Source organism: Comamonas sp. A23, assembly GCF_004522605.1.
Taxonomy (GTDB): Bacteria; Pseudomonadota; Gammaproteobacteria; order Burkholderiales; family Burkholderiaceae_C; genus Comamonas; species Comamonas thiooxydans.
The window spans coordinates 189,430-205,211 of the sequence record NZ_RSDT01000008.1; the positions used below are offsets into that span (position 1 = coordinate 189,430).

The following is a 15,782-nucleotide window of genomic DNA, read 5'->3' on the forward strand; positions in this document are numbered from 1 at the left end:
ATCATTCTAGGCAGGCTGTTGGCGGCGCGAGAGTCGAATCACTACATACGCCAGTGTCACGTAAGGCCAGAGCCAGCCCAGCCATTGGCCCAGACCGTAGAAGCGGATGAAGCGGCCTTGCTCCCAGGCCTGCAGGGTCTGGGCGAAGTACACGTTCGTCGGGGCCTGATTGAGGATGCTCAGATGCAGCACCAGCACCAGCAGCAATAGCACGGCGCACATGCTGCGCGAGGCAGGCAATGCAATCACGGCCAAGCCCAGCCCACCCCAGACACCCAGGCGCACCGGCAGATCCACCCACTCCCAGGCATGGGCCGGGCCCCAGCTCAACGCGGCCGACAGCGCTGTCACCCCCACCCCTGCCGCCACCAGAAGCAGTCCGGCCAGCGCGCGGCGGCCCATATGACGCACGGCGCAGTAGGCCAGCAGGCAGGGAATCCACAGCCCCAGCATTACGCATAGCATCTCCGTCACCAGCGACAGCGGCGTCATGGCGAAGTCGCCCAGCGGCAGCCAGTCTTCGAACGGCGTGTTCAGCAGCCAGTCCTGCAAGGTGTCGTCGATGCGCTCCAGCACCTGGCCCAGGCCAAACGGCACGGCCGCCGGGAACAGCAGCGCAAACGGCCACAGCGCCAGCAGCACCAGCACGCCGGCACCGCCCTCGCCCAGCCACTGGTTGCGAAATGCACTCCAGCGCGAGAGAGCCCCCAGCCTCTCCAGCAGCGCAGCCAGCAAGGCACCGATCAAGGTACCGCCGGCATTGAGCACCAGATCCAGATTGGACGGCACGCGGCGCGGCAGATAGATCTGCAGAAACTCCATGCACAGCGACAGCAGCGTGCCGGCAAGAAAAGCCAGCGGCACGGCCAGCCTGGGCTGGCCCGAGCGCATCAGGGCCAGCGCCAGGAAAAAGCCCAGCGGCGCATAGCCGACGATATTGGTGTTGACGTCGAACCAGGTCCAGTAAGGCGGCGGAATCCTCGCGAACAGGAACACGCTGGGATCTATGCCCTGGGCGCGCCAGCCGTCGAAGGGGAACAGGCTGGCAAAGACAATGAGCAGCCCATAAACCAGCGCCAGCGGCCAGGCCGAGGTATGGCGCATGGAAATCACCGGCACCGCGGAATCGGACACAGTCGCCTCCTACTCTCAGCGCAAGATTCAGAAGGGCTTGACCACCACCAGAATCACGGCAGCGATCAGCAGCAGCACCGGCACTTCGTTATAGAAACGGAACCAGCGATGGCTTTTATGACAGGTGTTGTCCGCCAGCTTGCGCAGCAGCACGGCACAGCTGTGGTGGTAGCCGATGACCAGCAGCACCACGGCCAGCTTGGCATGCAGCCAGCCGCCCGCGAAGCCCCAGCCCAGCCACAGCCACAGGCCCAGTCCCAGCGCGGGCACGGCCAGCATGGTGGTGAAGCGCAGCAGCTTGCGCGCCATCAGCAGCAGGCGCTCGCGTTCGGCCACCGAGCCCGGCGTGACCATGGCGATGTTGACAAAGATGCGCGGCAGGTAGAACAGACCAGCAAACCAGCTGGCGACAAAAACGATGTGAAAGGCTTTGACCCATAGCATGGAGCCAGTGTAAAGGCCTGCGCTGCGCCACAGCCGCTGCGCGCCGCGTCTTTACCTCGGAGCTCGGGCCCAGTCGCGCCGGCCGTCATGGAATAGTCACGCAGCTGCAAGCCAAGCCATGACGAATGGGGCACAATTTTCCCCATGCATTTGTCCAGCCCTACTCCTTTTCCCCAGAACCGTCCGCGCCGCCTGCGCCGCGATGCTTTCACCCGCAATCTGGTGCGCGAGAGCGTGCTGACGCCGCACGACTTCATCTACCCCGTGTTCGTGCATGAAGGTCAGAACAAGCGCGAGGCCGTGCCCTCCATGCCCGGCGTGGACCGCCTGAGCCTGGACCTGCTGCTGCCCGTGGCCGAGGAATGCGTGAAGCTGGAGATTCCCTACCTGGCGCTGTTCCCCGCCATCGAATCCAGCCTCAAGACCCCCGACGGCAAGGAAGCCCTGAACCCCGACGGCCTGATCCCGCGCGTGGTGCGCGCGCTGAAAAAGGAATTCCCCCAGCTGGGTGTGATGACCGACGTGGCCCTGGACCCCTACACCAGCCACGGCCAGGACGGCATCCTCGACGAGAGCGGCTACATCATCAACGATGACACCGTGGAAGTGCTGGTCGGCCAGGCCCTGGCCCATGCCGAAGCCGGTGTGGACATGGTGGCCCCCAGCGACATGATGGACGGTCGCATCGGCGCCATCCGCGAGGCGCTGGAGCTGCAAGGCCATATTCACACCCGCATCATGGCCTATAGCGCCAAGTACGCCAGCGCCTTCTACGGCCCCTTCCGCGACGCCGTGGGCACACGCGGCGCCCTGGGCAAGGCCGACAAGAATGTCTACCAAATGGACCCTGCCAACACCGACGAAGCCCTGCGCGAGGTGGCACAGGACATCGCCGAAGGCGCGGACATGGTCATGGTCAAGCCCGGCATGCCGTATCTGGACGTGGTGCGCCGCGTCAAGGACGAGTTCAAGGTACCGACCTTCGCCTACCAGGTGTCCGGCGAATACGCCATGCTCAAGGCCGCTGCCGCCAACGGCTGGCTCGATCACGACGCTGTGATGATGGAAGCCCTGCTGGCCTTCAAGCGCGCGGGCGCCGACGGCATCCTGACCTACTTTGCCATCGACGCCGCCAAGAAGCTGCGCGGCTTGTAACAAAATTGATAGCTGTCAGCGCAGGTCATGCTTGCGCCTGAGAGCATTTCAGGCATGATCTGACGGCCCGTGCAGCTTGCACGGGCCGTTTTTACATCTGCTTTTTGCACTGACATCGAGACTGCCTAATCCCATGCGCGTGCTGCATATCTCTCCCCTCTATGCCCAGCCTGTTGACGGACTGCCCACGCAGGCGGCAACAACGGGGTTTTACTGGGTCTCCTGCACACGCTCGGAGCTGGAGGCTCAGCTGCCAGCCATTCAGACCATGTTGGTCAGGCTGGGCGGCTCCGCCCTCGTGGACCTGCATGTCTCCGACCTGTTGAATCCGGCAATCCCTTCCAATTACGACTACACCTCGGTGTACGACGTGCTGGTATTCCGACGCCTGGCCAACGCCCATCTGCCGCCGCTCAGCGGCAACCACGCCTCGCCCGCGTCAGCCGCGGCCTCACCGCCAGGCCTGCCTGCAGTGATGGCAGGCACCGGCAGTGCGACATCCAGCGCCCCGCCTCCATCGCACAACCCGGCCCACAGCAGCCAGCGCGAAGCGCCGGTGCTGCAACGCGTGGAAACCCAGCCCGTGGGCTTTGCGCTGTATGACCAGATTCTGCTGTCCGTGCATCCCGACGGCTGCTTTGTACTGGAAAACTTCTGGCAGCGCCTGATTTCCGGCCCCGCCAAGACTGACAGCCGCCAGGCCAGCACCAAGATGCCCGTGGAGCCTGCCGACCTGATGCTGCGCATGGTCAACGGCATGGTGGACGGCTACCTGGATCTGCGCCGCACACTAACGCGCCAGATCGACCACTGGCAGATGGCGCTGCTCAAGCCCAACAAGCGTTTCAGCAACTGGGCTAGCGTGCTCGACGTGCGCCTGGCGCTGCACCAGTTGGATGAAATCTGCGAAGACCAGCGTGCCGCCGTGCAGGACTGGACCGAGGCGCTGGAGGGCTGGCCGCCCGAGCACACACCTGCGCGCCAGCATGAGCGCGAACTGCTGCGCGTGCGCTCGCGCGACGTGCTCGAACATATAGAGCGCGTGACCCACCACATTCACCGCATGGAGCAAAGTGCTGAGACCGCCGTGCAGATGCACTTTTCGGCGCAGAGCAACCGCGCCAACGACATCATGCGCACGTTGACCACGGTGACGGCCATCTTTCTGCCGCTGAACCTGATTGCCGGCATCTTCGGCATGAACTTCGAGTTCATCCCGTTCGTCCACAAAAAGGACGGCTTCATCTGGGCCCTGGTGGCCATGGTGATCATCACCGTGGTGCTGGTGGCCTATTTCTGGCGCCGCCGCTATCTGGAAAGCGAAGAAAAAGAATGACCCCCTGAGGCGCTTCCGCGCCTTCCCCCAAGGGGGACGACATCCTCGCTGCGCGGCGGCGCTTGCTTGATGTCTCTGATGGGGGACCGCCCAGCGGCAACGGGCTTTAGATAAAAACAGCTGCTTGCGCTTATATATAAAGCACAAGCAGCTATTGTTTTTATATCAACCCAGATGCTGGGCGAAGAAGGCCAGAGTGCGCTCACCTGCCAACGCTGCAGCGGCTTCGTTGTAGGAGCCGCGCTGGTCGCAGTTGAAGCCATGGTCGGCTTCATAGACATGGACTTCCACCTTGGGCTGGGCCTTCTTGAAGGCTTCGACGGACTCCAGCGAGATGTAGTGATCCTTGCTGCCGAAATGGGCCAGCACCGGGCACAGCGCCAGACGGCTGGCTTCCAGTTCGCCCGTCATGCCGCCGCCGTAGTAGCAGACTGCAGCCGAGACGCTGGCCAGATTGCAAGCCGAGCGCCAGGTCATGAGGCCGCCCCAGCAAAAGCCCACCACGCCGATCTTGCCGCCAGGCACCAGAGTCGCCGCATAGGCCACGGCTGCTTCCACATCGCGCAGCGCTCCAGGCTCAGGCAGGGCTTCCACTGCGGTCTTGAGCGCAAAGCCGGCCTTCAAGTCTTCTTCGCTGTAACCCAGCTCCACATCGGGCTTGACGCGGGCAAACATGGCGGGCGCCACGGCCACATAGCCCTGGGCTGCGTAGCGGTCTGCCACGGAGCGGATATGCGAATTCACGCCGAAGATCTCCTGCAGTACCACGATGGCACCGCGTGCCTGGCCCTCGGGCATGGCCACATAAGCCGGGGTTTTTGCGCCATCCACGGCTGTCAGTTCAACAAAGCTGCCCATTGCGAAGCTCCTTAACATGGTTCAAAAGGGAAATCCGCGACGCGGCCGCCAGCAATGCTGTAATGGCTGATGCCGCGTCGATGATTCGGCCATTTTTTCACAGGAGTGTTGATGCAAGCTATCTCAGCCCCACAAAAGGCCGACAGTCGCAAGAAGCCCCCCATGCCAGGAGGCGAGCTGTAATGGATATCAAGCCGCTGATCACCCTGGTCGCCATCATCAACCCGCTGGCCATCGTCCCGTTCTTCATCCACTACACGGCCGGCTTCGACGCCGAGCAGCGCTGGCAGACGATTCGCACCGCCGCCTTTGCCGCCTTCTGCGTGATTGCGGTCTGCGCCCTGCTGGGACTGCAGATTCTGCAGTTCTTCAATATCTCGCTGCAAAGCTTTCAAGTCGGCGGCGGCCTGCTGCTGCTGATCAGTGCGATGAACATGCTCAACGCCCGCCCCGCCGAAGACCGCCCCAACAATGCCACGCTGGCAGCCGGCGTCGAGAAGGCCGCCGAGGGCAACAGCATTGCCGTCGTACCGCTGACCATTCCGCTGCTGACCGGGCCTGCCGCCATGTCCACCGTGGTGATCTATGCCGATCAGGCGCGCACCATCTGGCAGCATGTGGCACTGGTCGGTTATGGCGTGGTGGTGGCCGCTGCCATCATGGTCTGCTTTTCATTGGCCCACCCGATTGCCCGTGTGCTGGGCAAGACCGGCATCAATGTGATGACCCGGCTCATGGGCCTGATTCTGGCAGCGCTGGCCATCGAGGTGATGGCGGGAGGCCTGATCAAGATCTTCCCCATCCTGGCCTCCCCGGCAATATACCCTTGACCCCCTGAGCGGCTGCGCCGCTTCCCCCAAGGGGGACGGCAGCTTCGCTGCGCGGCGGCTCTTGCTCGCTGTCTCTCGCCTTATCGCGTGCCAGTTTCAGGCAGTTACCACTTCCATTTTTTCAGCTTCACCACAGGCACCACCGCAGCCGGTGATCGGCTCCGCAGGCAAAGCCTCGGGCACCAGCACCGCGCCGGTCACCGGGTCAAAGCCCGCGCGGCGCATGTGCAGGGCCAGGGCGGCATCCATGTTCTGCGCATGGTGGCTGAACCACGGACCCAGCTCGGCCGCCATATGGCGGATCGTGGCCAGATCGCCCTGCCCGCCCTTGACCGCCCCCTCGCGCAGCACGGCCAGCACCACCTTGTGCTGCTGGCTGTGGCAGTTGCCCGTGGCAAAGCCCGTGGTCTGCATCCAGCGGTCTTCCTGATCGAAGTGCTGCTGGGTATGGGCAATCAGCTCGTCCCAGAGCGCGCACAGCTGCTCGTCGCCCGCAGCTTCCACCTGGGCCAGCAGGGTGACGAACTCTTCATGCACCGCGTCCATGACGGGAAAATCCAGGATGAGAGCGGCATTCCATTCGAGGCTGGCCATGGCAGTTCCTTGTGCGAGGTTGAGGAACTGGCAGCTTAAGAACAAGGCCCGGCCCGGCCATTGACCCACATCAGCAAAGCAGCTGCGCGCGAGTAGGCAGGACTTGCCCGGAATCAACAAAGCCCTGCATGGCAGGGCTTTGGGAGCGGAAATGCCTGGGACTGGTCGGGCCCTAGCGCCCGTAACCCTGCAACCAGCGGCTGAGCTGGGCCGCAGCCTCGTCCACGGCGCGTGCCATGGCCTGGGCACCGCCGGCTGCGTCGGCCGAGGCAGCCGGAACTTCGACCGTGAACACCTTCTGGCCCAGCAACTGGTTGCCTGCACTCTCGCCGGCACCGATCAGGCTGGCGCTCAGGCGCAGCAACGCACGGCTGTTGCTGGCGTTGTCGAAGACCTGGCTGAACTCGTCCACCGTCACGCGCAGCTGCGCAATCGAGCGCTTGTCGGCCTGCAGGGGGCGGACATTATCCTTGCCCGAAAGCACGGGGCGCTCCAGCCCCAGGCGCATGCGCAGGCGCTGCTCCACCATCTGAGCGGGAGGCAGGCTCCAGCGCGCGTTCTGGTAGGCACGCAGTTGCTGGCTGTCGCTGTAGTTCAGACGGTAGAACATGGCCGTCAGGCCCTCGGGCAACCCCGGCGCCTGGACTTCGGCCAGCACCAGCGGTACCGGCGCCACGGAGGGTGCGGCCGCATTCGCGGCCGGCACTGCCAGGTCGGCCATGCCCAGGTCATATCGCACCGGTTGCGTGGGTGCCGTGGGCAGGCCCGAGCAGGCGGCGAGCGCCAGTACCAGGGAAGAAGCGCCCAGCAATCGCCATGCTCCGCGGCCGGTGAGTGAAATCTTTGTGTCTGCCATATTGATTCCTTTGGGACTTAGGCCAGTCAGAATGAGTAGCAGGCATTTCCATCGAAAAGCTGCCTGCCCGATCCGAATTGGCGCAAGTCGTGTCCTTGTTGCTTCTTCACTTGGCCGGAGCCACGAAACCGGCCTCGCCGGGGCCTGGCAAGCCCATTCCCTGGCCGTAGATGACGGATTGCGGGTTGTCATTGAAGCGGCCCGCGGCCGCGCCCATGCTGCGCGCGGCGCGCGAGACATCGTCGGCCGCGCCGTTCATGCGCGGCAAGGTGCTGCGCCCCAGCGACTCGGCCGCCTGCGACAGGGCCTGCGTGCCCTCGGCAATCTGCTGCAGCGGGCCATCGGGGGCATTGACCTTGCGCACGGTCTGCTGCAGATCGGTCGCCACGCCCGTGGCGGCATTGCCGGCCTTGGTAAGGGACTGCAGGGTCTGGTGCGCATCTGCCGTGATCTGTGGAAAGTCCTTGGCCGTCTTGTTCATGGTCTCGGCCAGATCCTTGATCCCGCCGGATGCGGCAGCGATATTGTCGAGCGCCACGCTCACCCGCTTCTGGTTGTCCTCACCCAGCATGGAATTGAGGCGGCGTGAAATTTCGTCAACCCGCTCCAGCAGCACCGGCCCCTGGTCGGCCAGCATGTTCAGCGGCGATGACTTCATGGGCAGGCGCGGCAGGCCGCTGGGCCCGGGCTTGAGCGGTTGCGAAGACTTGCTGTCATCGTCGAGCTGGATATGGGCCAGCCCCGTCACTCCCTGATAGCCGAGCTGGGCGTAGGTGGCCGGCGTGACCGGCGTGTCCTCGCCCACGGCAATGCGAATCAGCACATTGCCGGAAATCTGCGGATCAAAACCGATGCGCACCACCTTGCCCACGGGCACGCCCTTGTAGCGCACCGTGGCCTGGGGCTGCAGGCCGCTGACTCCGTCCTTGGTGGACATTTCATAGAGCTGGTATTCGCGGTTGTCGCGCGTCAGCCAGACGGCCAGCCCTGCCAGCAGGGTCGCCACCACCAGCACGAAGATGCCGGCAGCCATGGCATGGGACTTGTTTTCCATCAGCTTTCCTCTGCGGCCACGCCGCCTTGCACCGGGGCCATGGCACGGCGGCCACGCTCTCCCTGGAAGAAATGTTCAATAAACGGGTGCTTGATCCGTGCCACGTCGCGCGGAGCTCCGGTGAACAGCACTTTTTTCTCGGCCAGCACGGCCACTCGTGTGGACAGCGCAAACAGCGTATCCAGATCGTGGGTGACCATGATCACGGTCAGGCCCAGCTCTGCATGAATATCGCGCAGCAGCTCGCAGAACTCGTCCGAGCCCTTGGGGTCCAGCCCCGCTGTGGGTTCGTCGAGCAGCAGCAGCGGCGGATCCATCATCAGCGCGCGCGCCAGCGCCACACGCTTGATCATGCCGCCCGACAGGTCCGCAGGCATGCGCGAGGCATGCTCGGGCTTGAGGCCCACCATCTGCAGCTTGACCATGGCCGCATCGCGCACCACGGCATCGGGCAAGGTGCCCTGCTCACGCAGCGCAAACGCGATGTTGTCGAGCACGTTGAAGGCCGAATACAGCGCCCCCTGCTGGAACAGCATGCCCACCTGACTCGCCGCCAGCTCGCCGCTGATAACTTCGCGCGAGGGCCGGCCATCCACGGTCACCGTGCCGCGCGATGGCGAAAGCAGCCCCAGTATCTGGCGCAGCAGCACCGTCTTGCCCGTGCCGGAGCCGCCCACCAGGGCCAGAATCTCGCCCGGGTAGACATCGAAGTTCAAGTCCTGGTGCACGGCAAAGCGCGACTCGCCCTCGCCGAACTCGGTCCACAGGTCCACTGCCTGCACCAGGGGCTTCACATCCTGCGGCGGCGCGTAATCGCCCACGGCACCCTCGATACGGCGGTTGTGCATCACCTCTGTCATTGGCGTGCCCCCCGCTGCACGAGGCTTGCGCGACCCAAGCCAGAAACGCCGAGCAAGGGCCGCCCCGCAGCGAAGGTGTCGTCCCCTTGGGGGGAAGCGGCGAAGCCGCACAGGGGGTAGTTCATCCTAAAAGCCCACGTTTCTGAAGAGGATGGCAAAGATGGCATCCACGATGATGACCATGGTGATGGATGACACCACCGCCGCCGTGGTGCCGCGACCCAGGCTCTGGGTATTGGGCTCTACCTTCAGGCCCCAATGGCAGCCGATCAAGGCAATCAGCACGCCAAACACCACGGACTTGCCCATGGCCAGCACCAGATTGCCGACCTTCACGGCCGCGGGCAGGCTTTGCACGAAATAGGAGGGCGTGATGTCCATGGTCAGGTCCGCCGCGACCATGCCGCCAGCCAGTGCCGCAAGAATGGTCCACAGCGCCACCAGCGGCATGGACACGGCCAGCGCCAGCGCACGCGGCAGCACCAGCCGGTAACCCTGGGAAATGCCCATGACCTGCATGGCGTCGAGCTCCTCGGTCACGCGCATCACGCCGATCTGCGCCGTGATGGCCGAGCCGCTGCGCCCCGCCACCAGAATCGCCGCCAGCAGCGGCCCGAGCTCGCGGATCAGCGAAATGCCAAGAATGTTGACAATAAAGGATTCGGCCCCGAACTGACGCAGCTGCAGCGCCATCAGATAGGCCAGCACCACGCCGATCAGAAAGCCGACCAGCGCCGTGATCGGCAAGGCTGTCGCTCCCGTTGCATAGAGATGGCCCGAAATATCGCGCCAGGGGCCGCGAAGCGGGTTGCGCAGCAGGCGCAGGCAGTCCAGCAGCAACTGGCCGACCAGCTGGATCAAGTTGGAAAAGTGCCCGCAGGCATCGATCACCATCTGACCCAGCCGATTGACCTCGCACATCCATCCCGAGGGCTCGGGCTTGGACTCGGGCACTTCGCTGAACCTGGCCACACGCTCCAGCATGGAGCGCTGGGTCTTGGTCGTCAGCAGTTGGGCCGGCCAGGCCTTGCCCCATTGCTCCCACAGCAACTGGGCACCGATATGGTCGAACCAGACCATTTGCTGCAAATCCCAGGCCGCGCCCTTGGGCACGGCCCTGATCTGCGGCGCCAGCCGACGCCAGATATGGCGGTCGCCCAGCTCGGCGGCACTCCAGCGGCCCGCAGGCACGGCCCATTGCTGACCTTCGCGGGACTGCAGCGGGCATTGAGGTAGTTGGTCTGAGCTGGGCAAAGAAAAGCTTCCTAGGACATGGGGGAGACGGGCTGACCGCAGGGGCCAGCATAACGCGCCAAGCGAGGAGCATGCCAAACGCAGCACGTAGGCCGCTGCTGCATGCCACGCAATGATAGCGTTGCAATTTTTATCAAAAATCCGCGAAAGTCAAAACCAGCACTGCGCCGACAGCTTCCAAAACAGGAGTATGCGAGCGCTTTCCCTATCGACACCCGCAAGCTCATCACACCTAATGAACCAGCCTTTTTGCCCATGACTGCCTGATGCTCTGGCCTCTGCGCCTAGCTGTACCGGCCTTTTGATCTGCCCATGAGTGATACCCAGTTCGACTACATCGTCATCGGCGGCGGCACAGCAGGTTCGCTGCTGTGCAACCGTCTCACCCGCAACAAGAATCACCGGATTCTGCTGATCGAAGCCGGCGGCAAGGATGACTACCACTGGATCCACATCCCCGTCGGCTATCTCTATTGCATAGGCAACCCGCGCACCGACTGGCTCTATCAGACCGAGCCCGACCCCGGCCTCAACGGTCGCAGCCTGCGCTATCCGCGCGGCAAGACACTGGGCGGCTGCTCCAGCATCAACGGCATGATCTATATGCGCGGCCAGGCCCGCGACTATGAACAATGGGCCGAGCTCACCGGCGACGACACCTGGCGCTGGGAGCAGGTCCTGCCGGCTTTCAAACAGCATGAAGACCATTGGCGTCTCGACGCCGGCGGTAGCGCCAGCGAAGAGTTCATGCGCCTGCACGGCAGCAAGAGCACCGGCGGCAGCGGCGAGTGGCGCGTGGAGAAGCAGCGTCTGCGCTGGGACATACTCGACGCCTTTGCCCAGGCCGCGCAGCAAGCCGGCATCCCGGCCACCGACGACTTCAACCGCGGCTGCAACGAGGGCGTGGGCTACTTCGAGGTCAATCAGAAATCGGGCCTGCGCTGGAACACTGCCAAGGCATTTCTGCGCCCCACCTGCTATGGCCGTCCCAACTTCGAGATGTGGACCCGCGCTCAGGTGCGCCGGCTGATTCTGGAAGATCTGCCGGACGGCAGCCAGCGCTGCACCGGCGCCGAAGTCTGGACCGGAGAGGAGATGGTGACTGTGCAGGCCGGGCGCGAGGTGCTGCTCTGCGCGGGTGCGGTCAACTCGCCGCATATCCTGCAGCTGTCGGGCATAGGCCCCGGCGAATTGCTGCAGCGCCATGGGATGGCTGTGCGCCGCGATCTGCCCGGCGTGGGCGCCAATCTGCAGGACCATTTACAAATCCGCTCCGTCTACAAGGTGCAGAACGCCCAGACGCTCAACACCATGGCCGGCAGTCTCTGGGGCAAGGCGGCCATCGCCCTGGAATACGCACTCAAGCGCAGCGGCCCCATGAGCATGGCGCCTTCGCAACTCGGTGCCTTTACACGCAGCAATCCGGCATTGGCCCACCCCAATCTGGAATATCACGTACAACCGCTGTCGCTGGATGCCTTTGGCGAGCCGCTGCACGACTTTGCCGCCTTCACCGCCAGCGTCTGCAACCTCAACCCCAGCAGCCGCGGCACGGTGCAACTGCAAAGCGCGGATTTCCGCCAGGCTCCGGCCATCGCACCCCATTACCTCTCCACGCAAGAAGACCGGCAGGTGGCGGCAGACAGCCTGCGCGTCACGCGGCGCATCGTCAGCCAGCCGGCGCTTGCGCGCTTCCAACCCGAAGAGTTCAAGCCCGGTGCTCAATACCAGAGCGACGAGGAGTTGGCGCGTCTGGCCGGTGATATCGCCACCACCATCTTCCACCCCGTGGGCACGACCAAGATGGGACGCGCCGACGACCCGATGGCAGTCCTGGACAGCCGTTTCAAGGTGCGAGGCATGCAGGGTCTGCGCGTGGTCGATGCCGGCGCCATGCCCACCATCACCAGCGGCAATACCAACAGCCCGACGCTGATGATGGCCGAGAAGGCGGCGCAGTGGATTCGTGACGCGAACTGAAAAACGGCCGCTCGAAAAGCCGAGCGATTCACTGCGACAAGCCCGTCAGCGCCCGAAATTCGCTCTGGAGCGCAAAGTCTGTCCGAGCGGGAGAATCCCGCGCGGCGTCATTCCCCATGAAGCAAAGTCCTCAGAGATCTTTTGCTTATAAGCATATGACGCTATTGTTTTTGAAATATCTCAAAACTCATAAGGATGTCACGAAACTTTCTGATTCATTTGTCAGACGTTTTTGATATAACCCAAGGGAATTCCCCAATGCACCACACAGGTGCAGCCCTTACATTCTCGTCACTCTCGCTGCTCCACGAAGCAGCATGGAGGGCCGAGGAGACAACTCGACACAACCAGACCAATACATATAAAAGCATCAAAGATGCGTTCAAAAGCGCCCCACAGTGGGCGCTTTTTTTATGCCTGCGCACAAGCTTGAGGCTGTGGTGCGACAATGCCGGCGCCATCCTCGGGCATTCAAGCCCGCTCTCCCCTGGCTTCTTCATCCCGCCTCCGGCAGCGCCGCCCAGCGGCAACGCGCGTTGCTCACGGCATGCACCAATTGCAGGCATTTGCTCCATGGAATGGATTCTTGTTTCCCTCGCCTCGGCCCTGGCCGGGTTTGTTGACGCCATCGTGGGAGGCGGCGGACTGATTCTGGTGCCGGCCATGTTTGCAGCCTTCCCCACCACCACGCCTGCCACGCTGTTTGGAACCAACAAGAGTGCCGCCGTCTGGGGCACGGCCATTTCCGCCTGGCAGTACAGCAAGCGTGTGCATATCACCTGGGCCACGCTGGTACCCGCCATCGGCACGACGCTGGTGGGAGCTTTTCTCGGAGCCTGGGCTGTCACATTGATTTCGCCCGATTTTCTGCGCAAGCTGCTGCCCTTCATCCTGCTGGGCGTGCTGGGCTACACCCTGGCCAAAAAAGAGCTGGGCCGCGACCACGAGCCGCGCCTGGCAGGCCGCACCGAGATGCTGACCGCCAGCGCCATCGGCCTGCTGATCGGTTTCTACGACGGCTTCTTCGGCCCGGGCACAGGCAGCTTCTTCGTGTTCCTGTTCGTGCGCCTGCTGGGCTATGACTTCCTCAACGCCTCGGCCAGCGCCAAGCTGCTGAACCTGGCCTCCAACGCCGCGGCACTGCTGCTATTCACTCTCAAGGGCCATGTCTGGTGGCACTTTGCGATTCCGCTGGCCGTGGCCAATGTGCTGGGCAGCATGCTTGGCACCTGGATGGCCTTGCGCCACGGCACGGGCTTTGTGCGCACGATTTTCATCGGCGTGGTCAGCCTGCTGATTCTGAAGACAGGTTACGACGCTTTTCTGCGTTAAACCATTACACAGCAAGCGTTAACAGCTATCAATTTATCAAGGTGCTGTTTCGTCGTCGGACAGCACCGAGATATCTTCCACACGACGCGGCGTGCCGATCGGTGCGCCTGCCTTGCCCTGGCGCACGGCAGCGATATCAGCCTCGCTGGGATAGTTGCCCACCAGCCAGTAGTCCAGTATGCGGCGTGCGATAGGCGCGGCAGCCGCTGCACCGAAGCCAGCATTCTCCACAATCACGGCCACGGCAATCCTGGGCGCTTCGGCAGGGCCGTAGGCGATATAGAGCGAGTGGTCGCGCTGGTACTCGGCCAGACGCGCAGCGTTGTACTTTTCCTTCTGGCCCACGCTCACTGCCTGGGCCGTGCCGGTCTTGCCACCCGACAGATAGCTGGCACTACCGAATACGCCACGCCCCGTGCCGCCGGTCACCACTCCGACCATGCCGCGCTTGACGGCATCGACATTGCTCTGCTTGTAGCCCAGATTGACGGGTGCCGGCTGAACAATGGCCGTGCGCGTGCCGGTGACGGAGTCGATCAGCTCCTTGCCCACATGGGGCGTGAAGCTCATGCCGTTGTTGACCAGCGTGGCCAGCGCATGCGAGAGCTGGAGGATGGTGAAGTTGTTGTAGCCCTGGCCGATACCCAGAGAAATCGTCTCGCCTGCAAACCATTGCTGCTGGGCTGCGCGCTTGTAGGTCTTGCGCTTCCACTCCTTGCTGGGCAGCACGCCGCGCACCTCGCCGGGCAGGTCGATGCCGGTGATCTGACCAAAGCCCAGCGGCTTCATGAAGTCGTGGATCGCATCCACGCCCATCTCGTTGGCCAGCGTGTAGAAATAGACGTTGCTGGAATGCTGGATGGCGCGCGCCAGATCCACCGGGCCCAGCGCATGGCCGGAACGGAAGGTGTGGCCGCCGAAAGTCCAGGAGCCACCGTCCTGGATCACCGTGCCCGGCGTGCGCTTGCCGGTCTCTATGCCCGCCAGGCCCATAAAGGGCTTGTAGGTCGAGCCCACGGGATAGGTGCCGCGCATGGAACGGTTGAGCAAAGGGCGGTCCAGCGATTCGTTGAGTGCCTTCCAGCTTTCCTGGTCGATGCCGTCGACAAAGAGATTGGGGTCGTAGGTCGGCTTGCTGACCATGGCCAGCACCTCGCCGTTGCGCGGATCCATGGCGATGGCCACGCCGCGGCGGTTGCCGTAGAGGTCTTCCACCATCTTCTGCAGCTTGATGTCCACCGATAGCTGCAGGCTGTGTCCCGGCGTGGCAGGGCGACTGCCCAGGCGGCGCACGGCATGGCCGCCAGCCGAGGTTTCCATTTCCTCCCAGCCGGTCTGACCGTGCAGCTGCAACTCATAGCTCTTTTCGGCCCCCAGCTTGCCCATGACCTCGGTGCCACGGTAGTTGGCCGCATCGTCGGAGTCGTCGATCTCTTCTTTTTCTCTTTGGTTGATACGACCGATGTATCCGATCAAATGGCTGCCGGTTTCCTTGAGCGGGTAGGTGCGGAACAGGCGGGCCTTGATATCCACGCCCGGAAAGCGATAACGCTGAGCCGCGAATTTGGCGACTTCCTCATCCGTCAGGCGCGAGCGGATCGGAATCGACTCAAAGCTCTTGGAGTCATCCATGAGCCGCTTGAACTTGCGGCGGTCGCGCGGCGTGATCTCTATGACCCCGGACAGCCCTTCGATGGTCTCGTCCAGATCCTCGACCTTGGAGCGTGTGATCTCCAGCGTATAGGCCGAGTAATTGGTCGCCAGCACCACGCCGTTGCGGTCCAGGATCTGGCCCCGGTTGGGCACGATGGGCACCACCGCCGTGCGATTGCTCTCGGCCCGCTCGGCAAATTCCTCATGGCGCTCGACCTGCAGCACCAGCAGACGCCAGACCAGCAGACAGAACGCCAGGAACACCACGCAGCCCATGACGACTGCACGCATCCGGAAGCGCTGCAGCTCGACTTCAGTGTTGCGAATCTCCATCATGCGCAGGCTCCCCGCACGCCAAGCCAGTGACTGCAAGCAAGGGCCGCCCCGCAGCGAGGCAGTCGTCCCCCCCCGCGAAGCGAGAGGGGGAAAGGCGCGCAGCGAC

The 15,782-nt window shown here is 63.5% G+C and carries 14 protein-coding genes; 5 read left to right on the plus strand and 9 right to left on the minus strand.

Annotated elements, in window-relative coordinates; translation table 11 throughout:
* Positions 1-6: 6 nt before the first annotated feature.
* Together EIC84_RS18275 and EIC84_RS18280 are read right to left on the minus strand one after the other, a co-directional pair.
* Positions 7-1,104 carry a VanZ family protein gene (locus tag EIC84_RS18275; RefSeq protein ID WP_034357922.1) on the minus strand — a complete coding sequence of 366 codons (1,098 nt, stop codon included), beginning with the start codon at positions 1,102-1,104 and terminating at the stop codon, positions 7-9.
* 57 nt (positions 1,105-1,161) lie between these two features.
* Positions 1,162-1,578: a CopD family protein gene (locus EIC84_RS18280; protein ID WP_003064013.1), complete on the minus strand. Its 417-nt coding sequence runs from the start codon at positions 1,576-1,578 to the stop codon at positions 1,162-1,164.
* Between the two features lie 144 nt (positions 1,579-1,722).
* On the opposite strand from EIC84_RS18280, the gene hemB reads away from it, so the two are divergent.
* Both hemB and EIC84_RS18290 read left to right on the plus strand, forming a co-directional pair.
* On the plus strand, positions 1,723-2,733 hold the full coding sequence (gene hemB / locus EIC84_RS18285; protein ID WP_003059450.1) for a porphobilinogen synthase: 1,011 nt from the start codon (positions 1,723-1,725) through the stop codon (positions 2,731-2,733).
* Positions 2,734-2,866: 133 nt separating this feature from the next.
* Positions 2,867-4,069 carry a magnesium transporter CorA family protein gene (locus tag EIC84_RS18290; RefSeq protein WP_134737336.1) on the plus strand — a complete coding sequence of 401 codons (1,203 nt, stop codon included), beginning with the start codon at positions 2,867-2,869 and terminating at the stop codon, positions 4,067-4,069.
* 165 nt (positions 4,070-4,234) lie between these two features.
* Here EIC84_RS18290 and EIC84_RS18295 read toward each other — a convergent pair whose 3' ends face one another.
* A complete protein-coding gene (locus EIC84_RS18295) occupies positions 4,235-4,927 on the minus strand; it encodes a dienelactone hydrolase family protein (protein WP_003070425.1) in 693 nt (230 codons plus the stop codon).
* A gap of 182 nt (positions 4,928-5,109) precedes the next feature.
* Here EIC84_RS18295 and EIC84_RS18300 point away from each other — a divergent pair, with 182 nt between their 5' ends.
* Entirely contained in the window at positions 5,110-5,757 is a 648-nt protein-coding gene (locus EIC84_RS18300; protein WP_003059455.1) for a MarC family protein, read from the plus strand.
* Between the two features lie 96 nt (positions 5,758-5,853).
* Here the strand turns inward: EIC84_RS18300 and EIC84_RS18305 are convergent, their stop codons facing one another.
* The 5 genes from EIC84_RS18305 to EIC84_RS18325 all read right to left on the minus strand — a co-directional run bounded on the left by EIC84_RS18305 (position 5,854) and on the right by EIC84_RS18325 (position 10,375).
* Entirely contained in the window at positions 5,854-6,351 is a 498-nt protein-coding gene (locus EIC84_RS18305) for a hemerythrin domain-containing protein (protein WP_003070423.1), read from the minus strand.
* A 172-nt stretch (positions 6,352-6,523) separates the two neighbouring features.
* Positions 6,524-7,207 carry an ABC-type transport auxiliary lipoprotein family protein gene (locus tag EIC84_RS18310; RefSeq protein ID WP_003070420.1) on the minus strand — a complete coding sequence of 228 codons (684 nt, stop codon included), beginning with the start codon at positions 7,205-7,207 and terminating at the stop codon, positions 6,524-6,526.
* A 106-nt stretch (positions 7,208-7,313) separates the two neighbouring features.
* On the minus strand, positions 7,314-8,261 hold the full coding sequence (locus EIC84_RS18315) for an MlaD family protein (protein WP_003070419.1): 948 nt from the start codon (positions 8,259-8,261) through the stop codon (positions 7,314-7,316).
* Positions 8,261-9,121, minus strand: coding sequence for an ABC transporter ATP-binding protein (locus EIC84_RS18320; protein ID WP_003070417.1), 861 nt, complete (start codon positions 9,119-9,121; stop codon positions 8,261-8,263). Before EIC84_RS18320 ends, EIC84_RS18315 begins: the two co-directional genes overlap by 1 nt.
* A gap of 126 nt (positions 9,122-9,247) precedes the next feature.
* Complete coding sequence (locus tag EIC84_RS18325; protein WP_003070415.1) at positions 9,248-10,375, minus strand: ABC transporter permease; 1,128 nt, start codon at positions 10,373-10,375, stop codon at positions 9,248-9,250.
* 312 nt (positions 10,376-10,687) lie between these two features.
* On the opposite strand from EIC84_RS18325, the gene EIC84_RS18330 reads away from it, so the two are divergent.
* Both EIC84_RS18330 and EIC84_RS18335 read left to right on the plus strand, forming a co-directional pair.
* Positions 10,688-12,355, plus strand: a complete 1,668-nt coding sequence (locus EIC84_RS18330) for a GMC family oxidoreductase (protein ID WP_003070413.1) — start codon at positions 10,688-10,690, stop codon at positions 12,353-12,355.
* Between the two features lie 573 nt (positions 12,356-12,928).
* On the plus strand, positions 12,929-13,687 hold the full coding sequence (locus tag EIC84_RS18335; RefSeq protein ID WP_003070412.1) for a TSUP family transporter: 759 nt from the start codon (positions 12,929-12,931) through the stop codon (positions 13,685-13,687).
* Positions 13,688-13,723: 36 nt separating this feature from the next.
* On the opposite strand, the gene mrdA is transcribed toward EIC84_RS18335, so the two are convergent.
* Positions 13,724-15,676: a penicillin-binding protein 2 gene (gene mrdA, locus EIC84_RS18340; protein ID WP_003070410.1), complete on the minus strand. Its 1,953-nt coding sequence runs from the start codon at positions 15,674-15,676 to the stop codon at positions 13,724-13,726.
* Positions 15,677-15,782 lie beyond the last annotated feature (106 nt).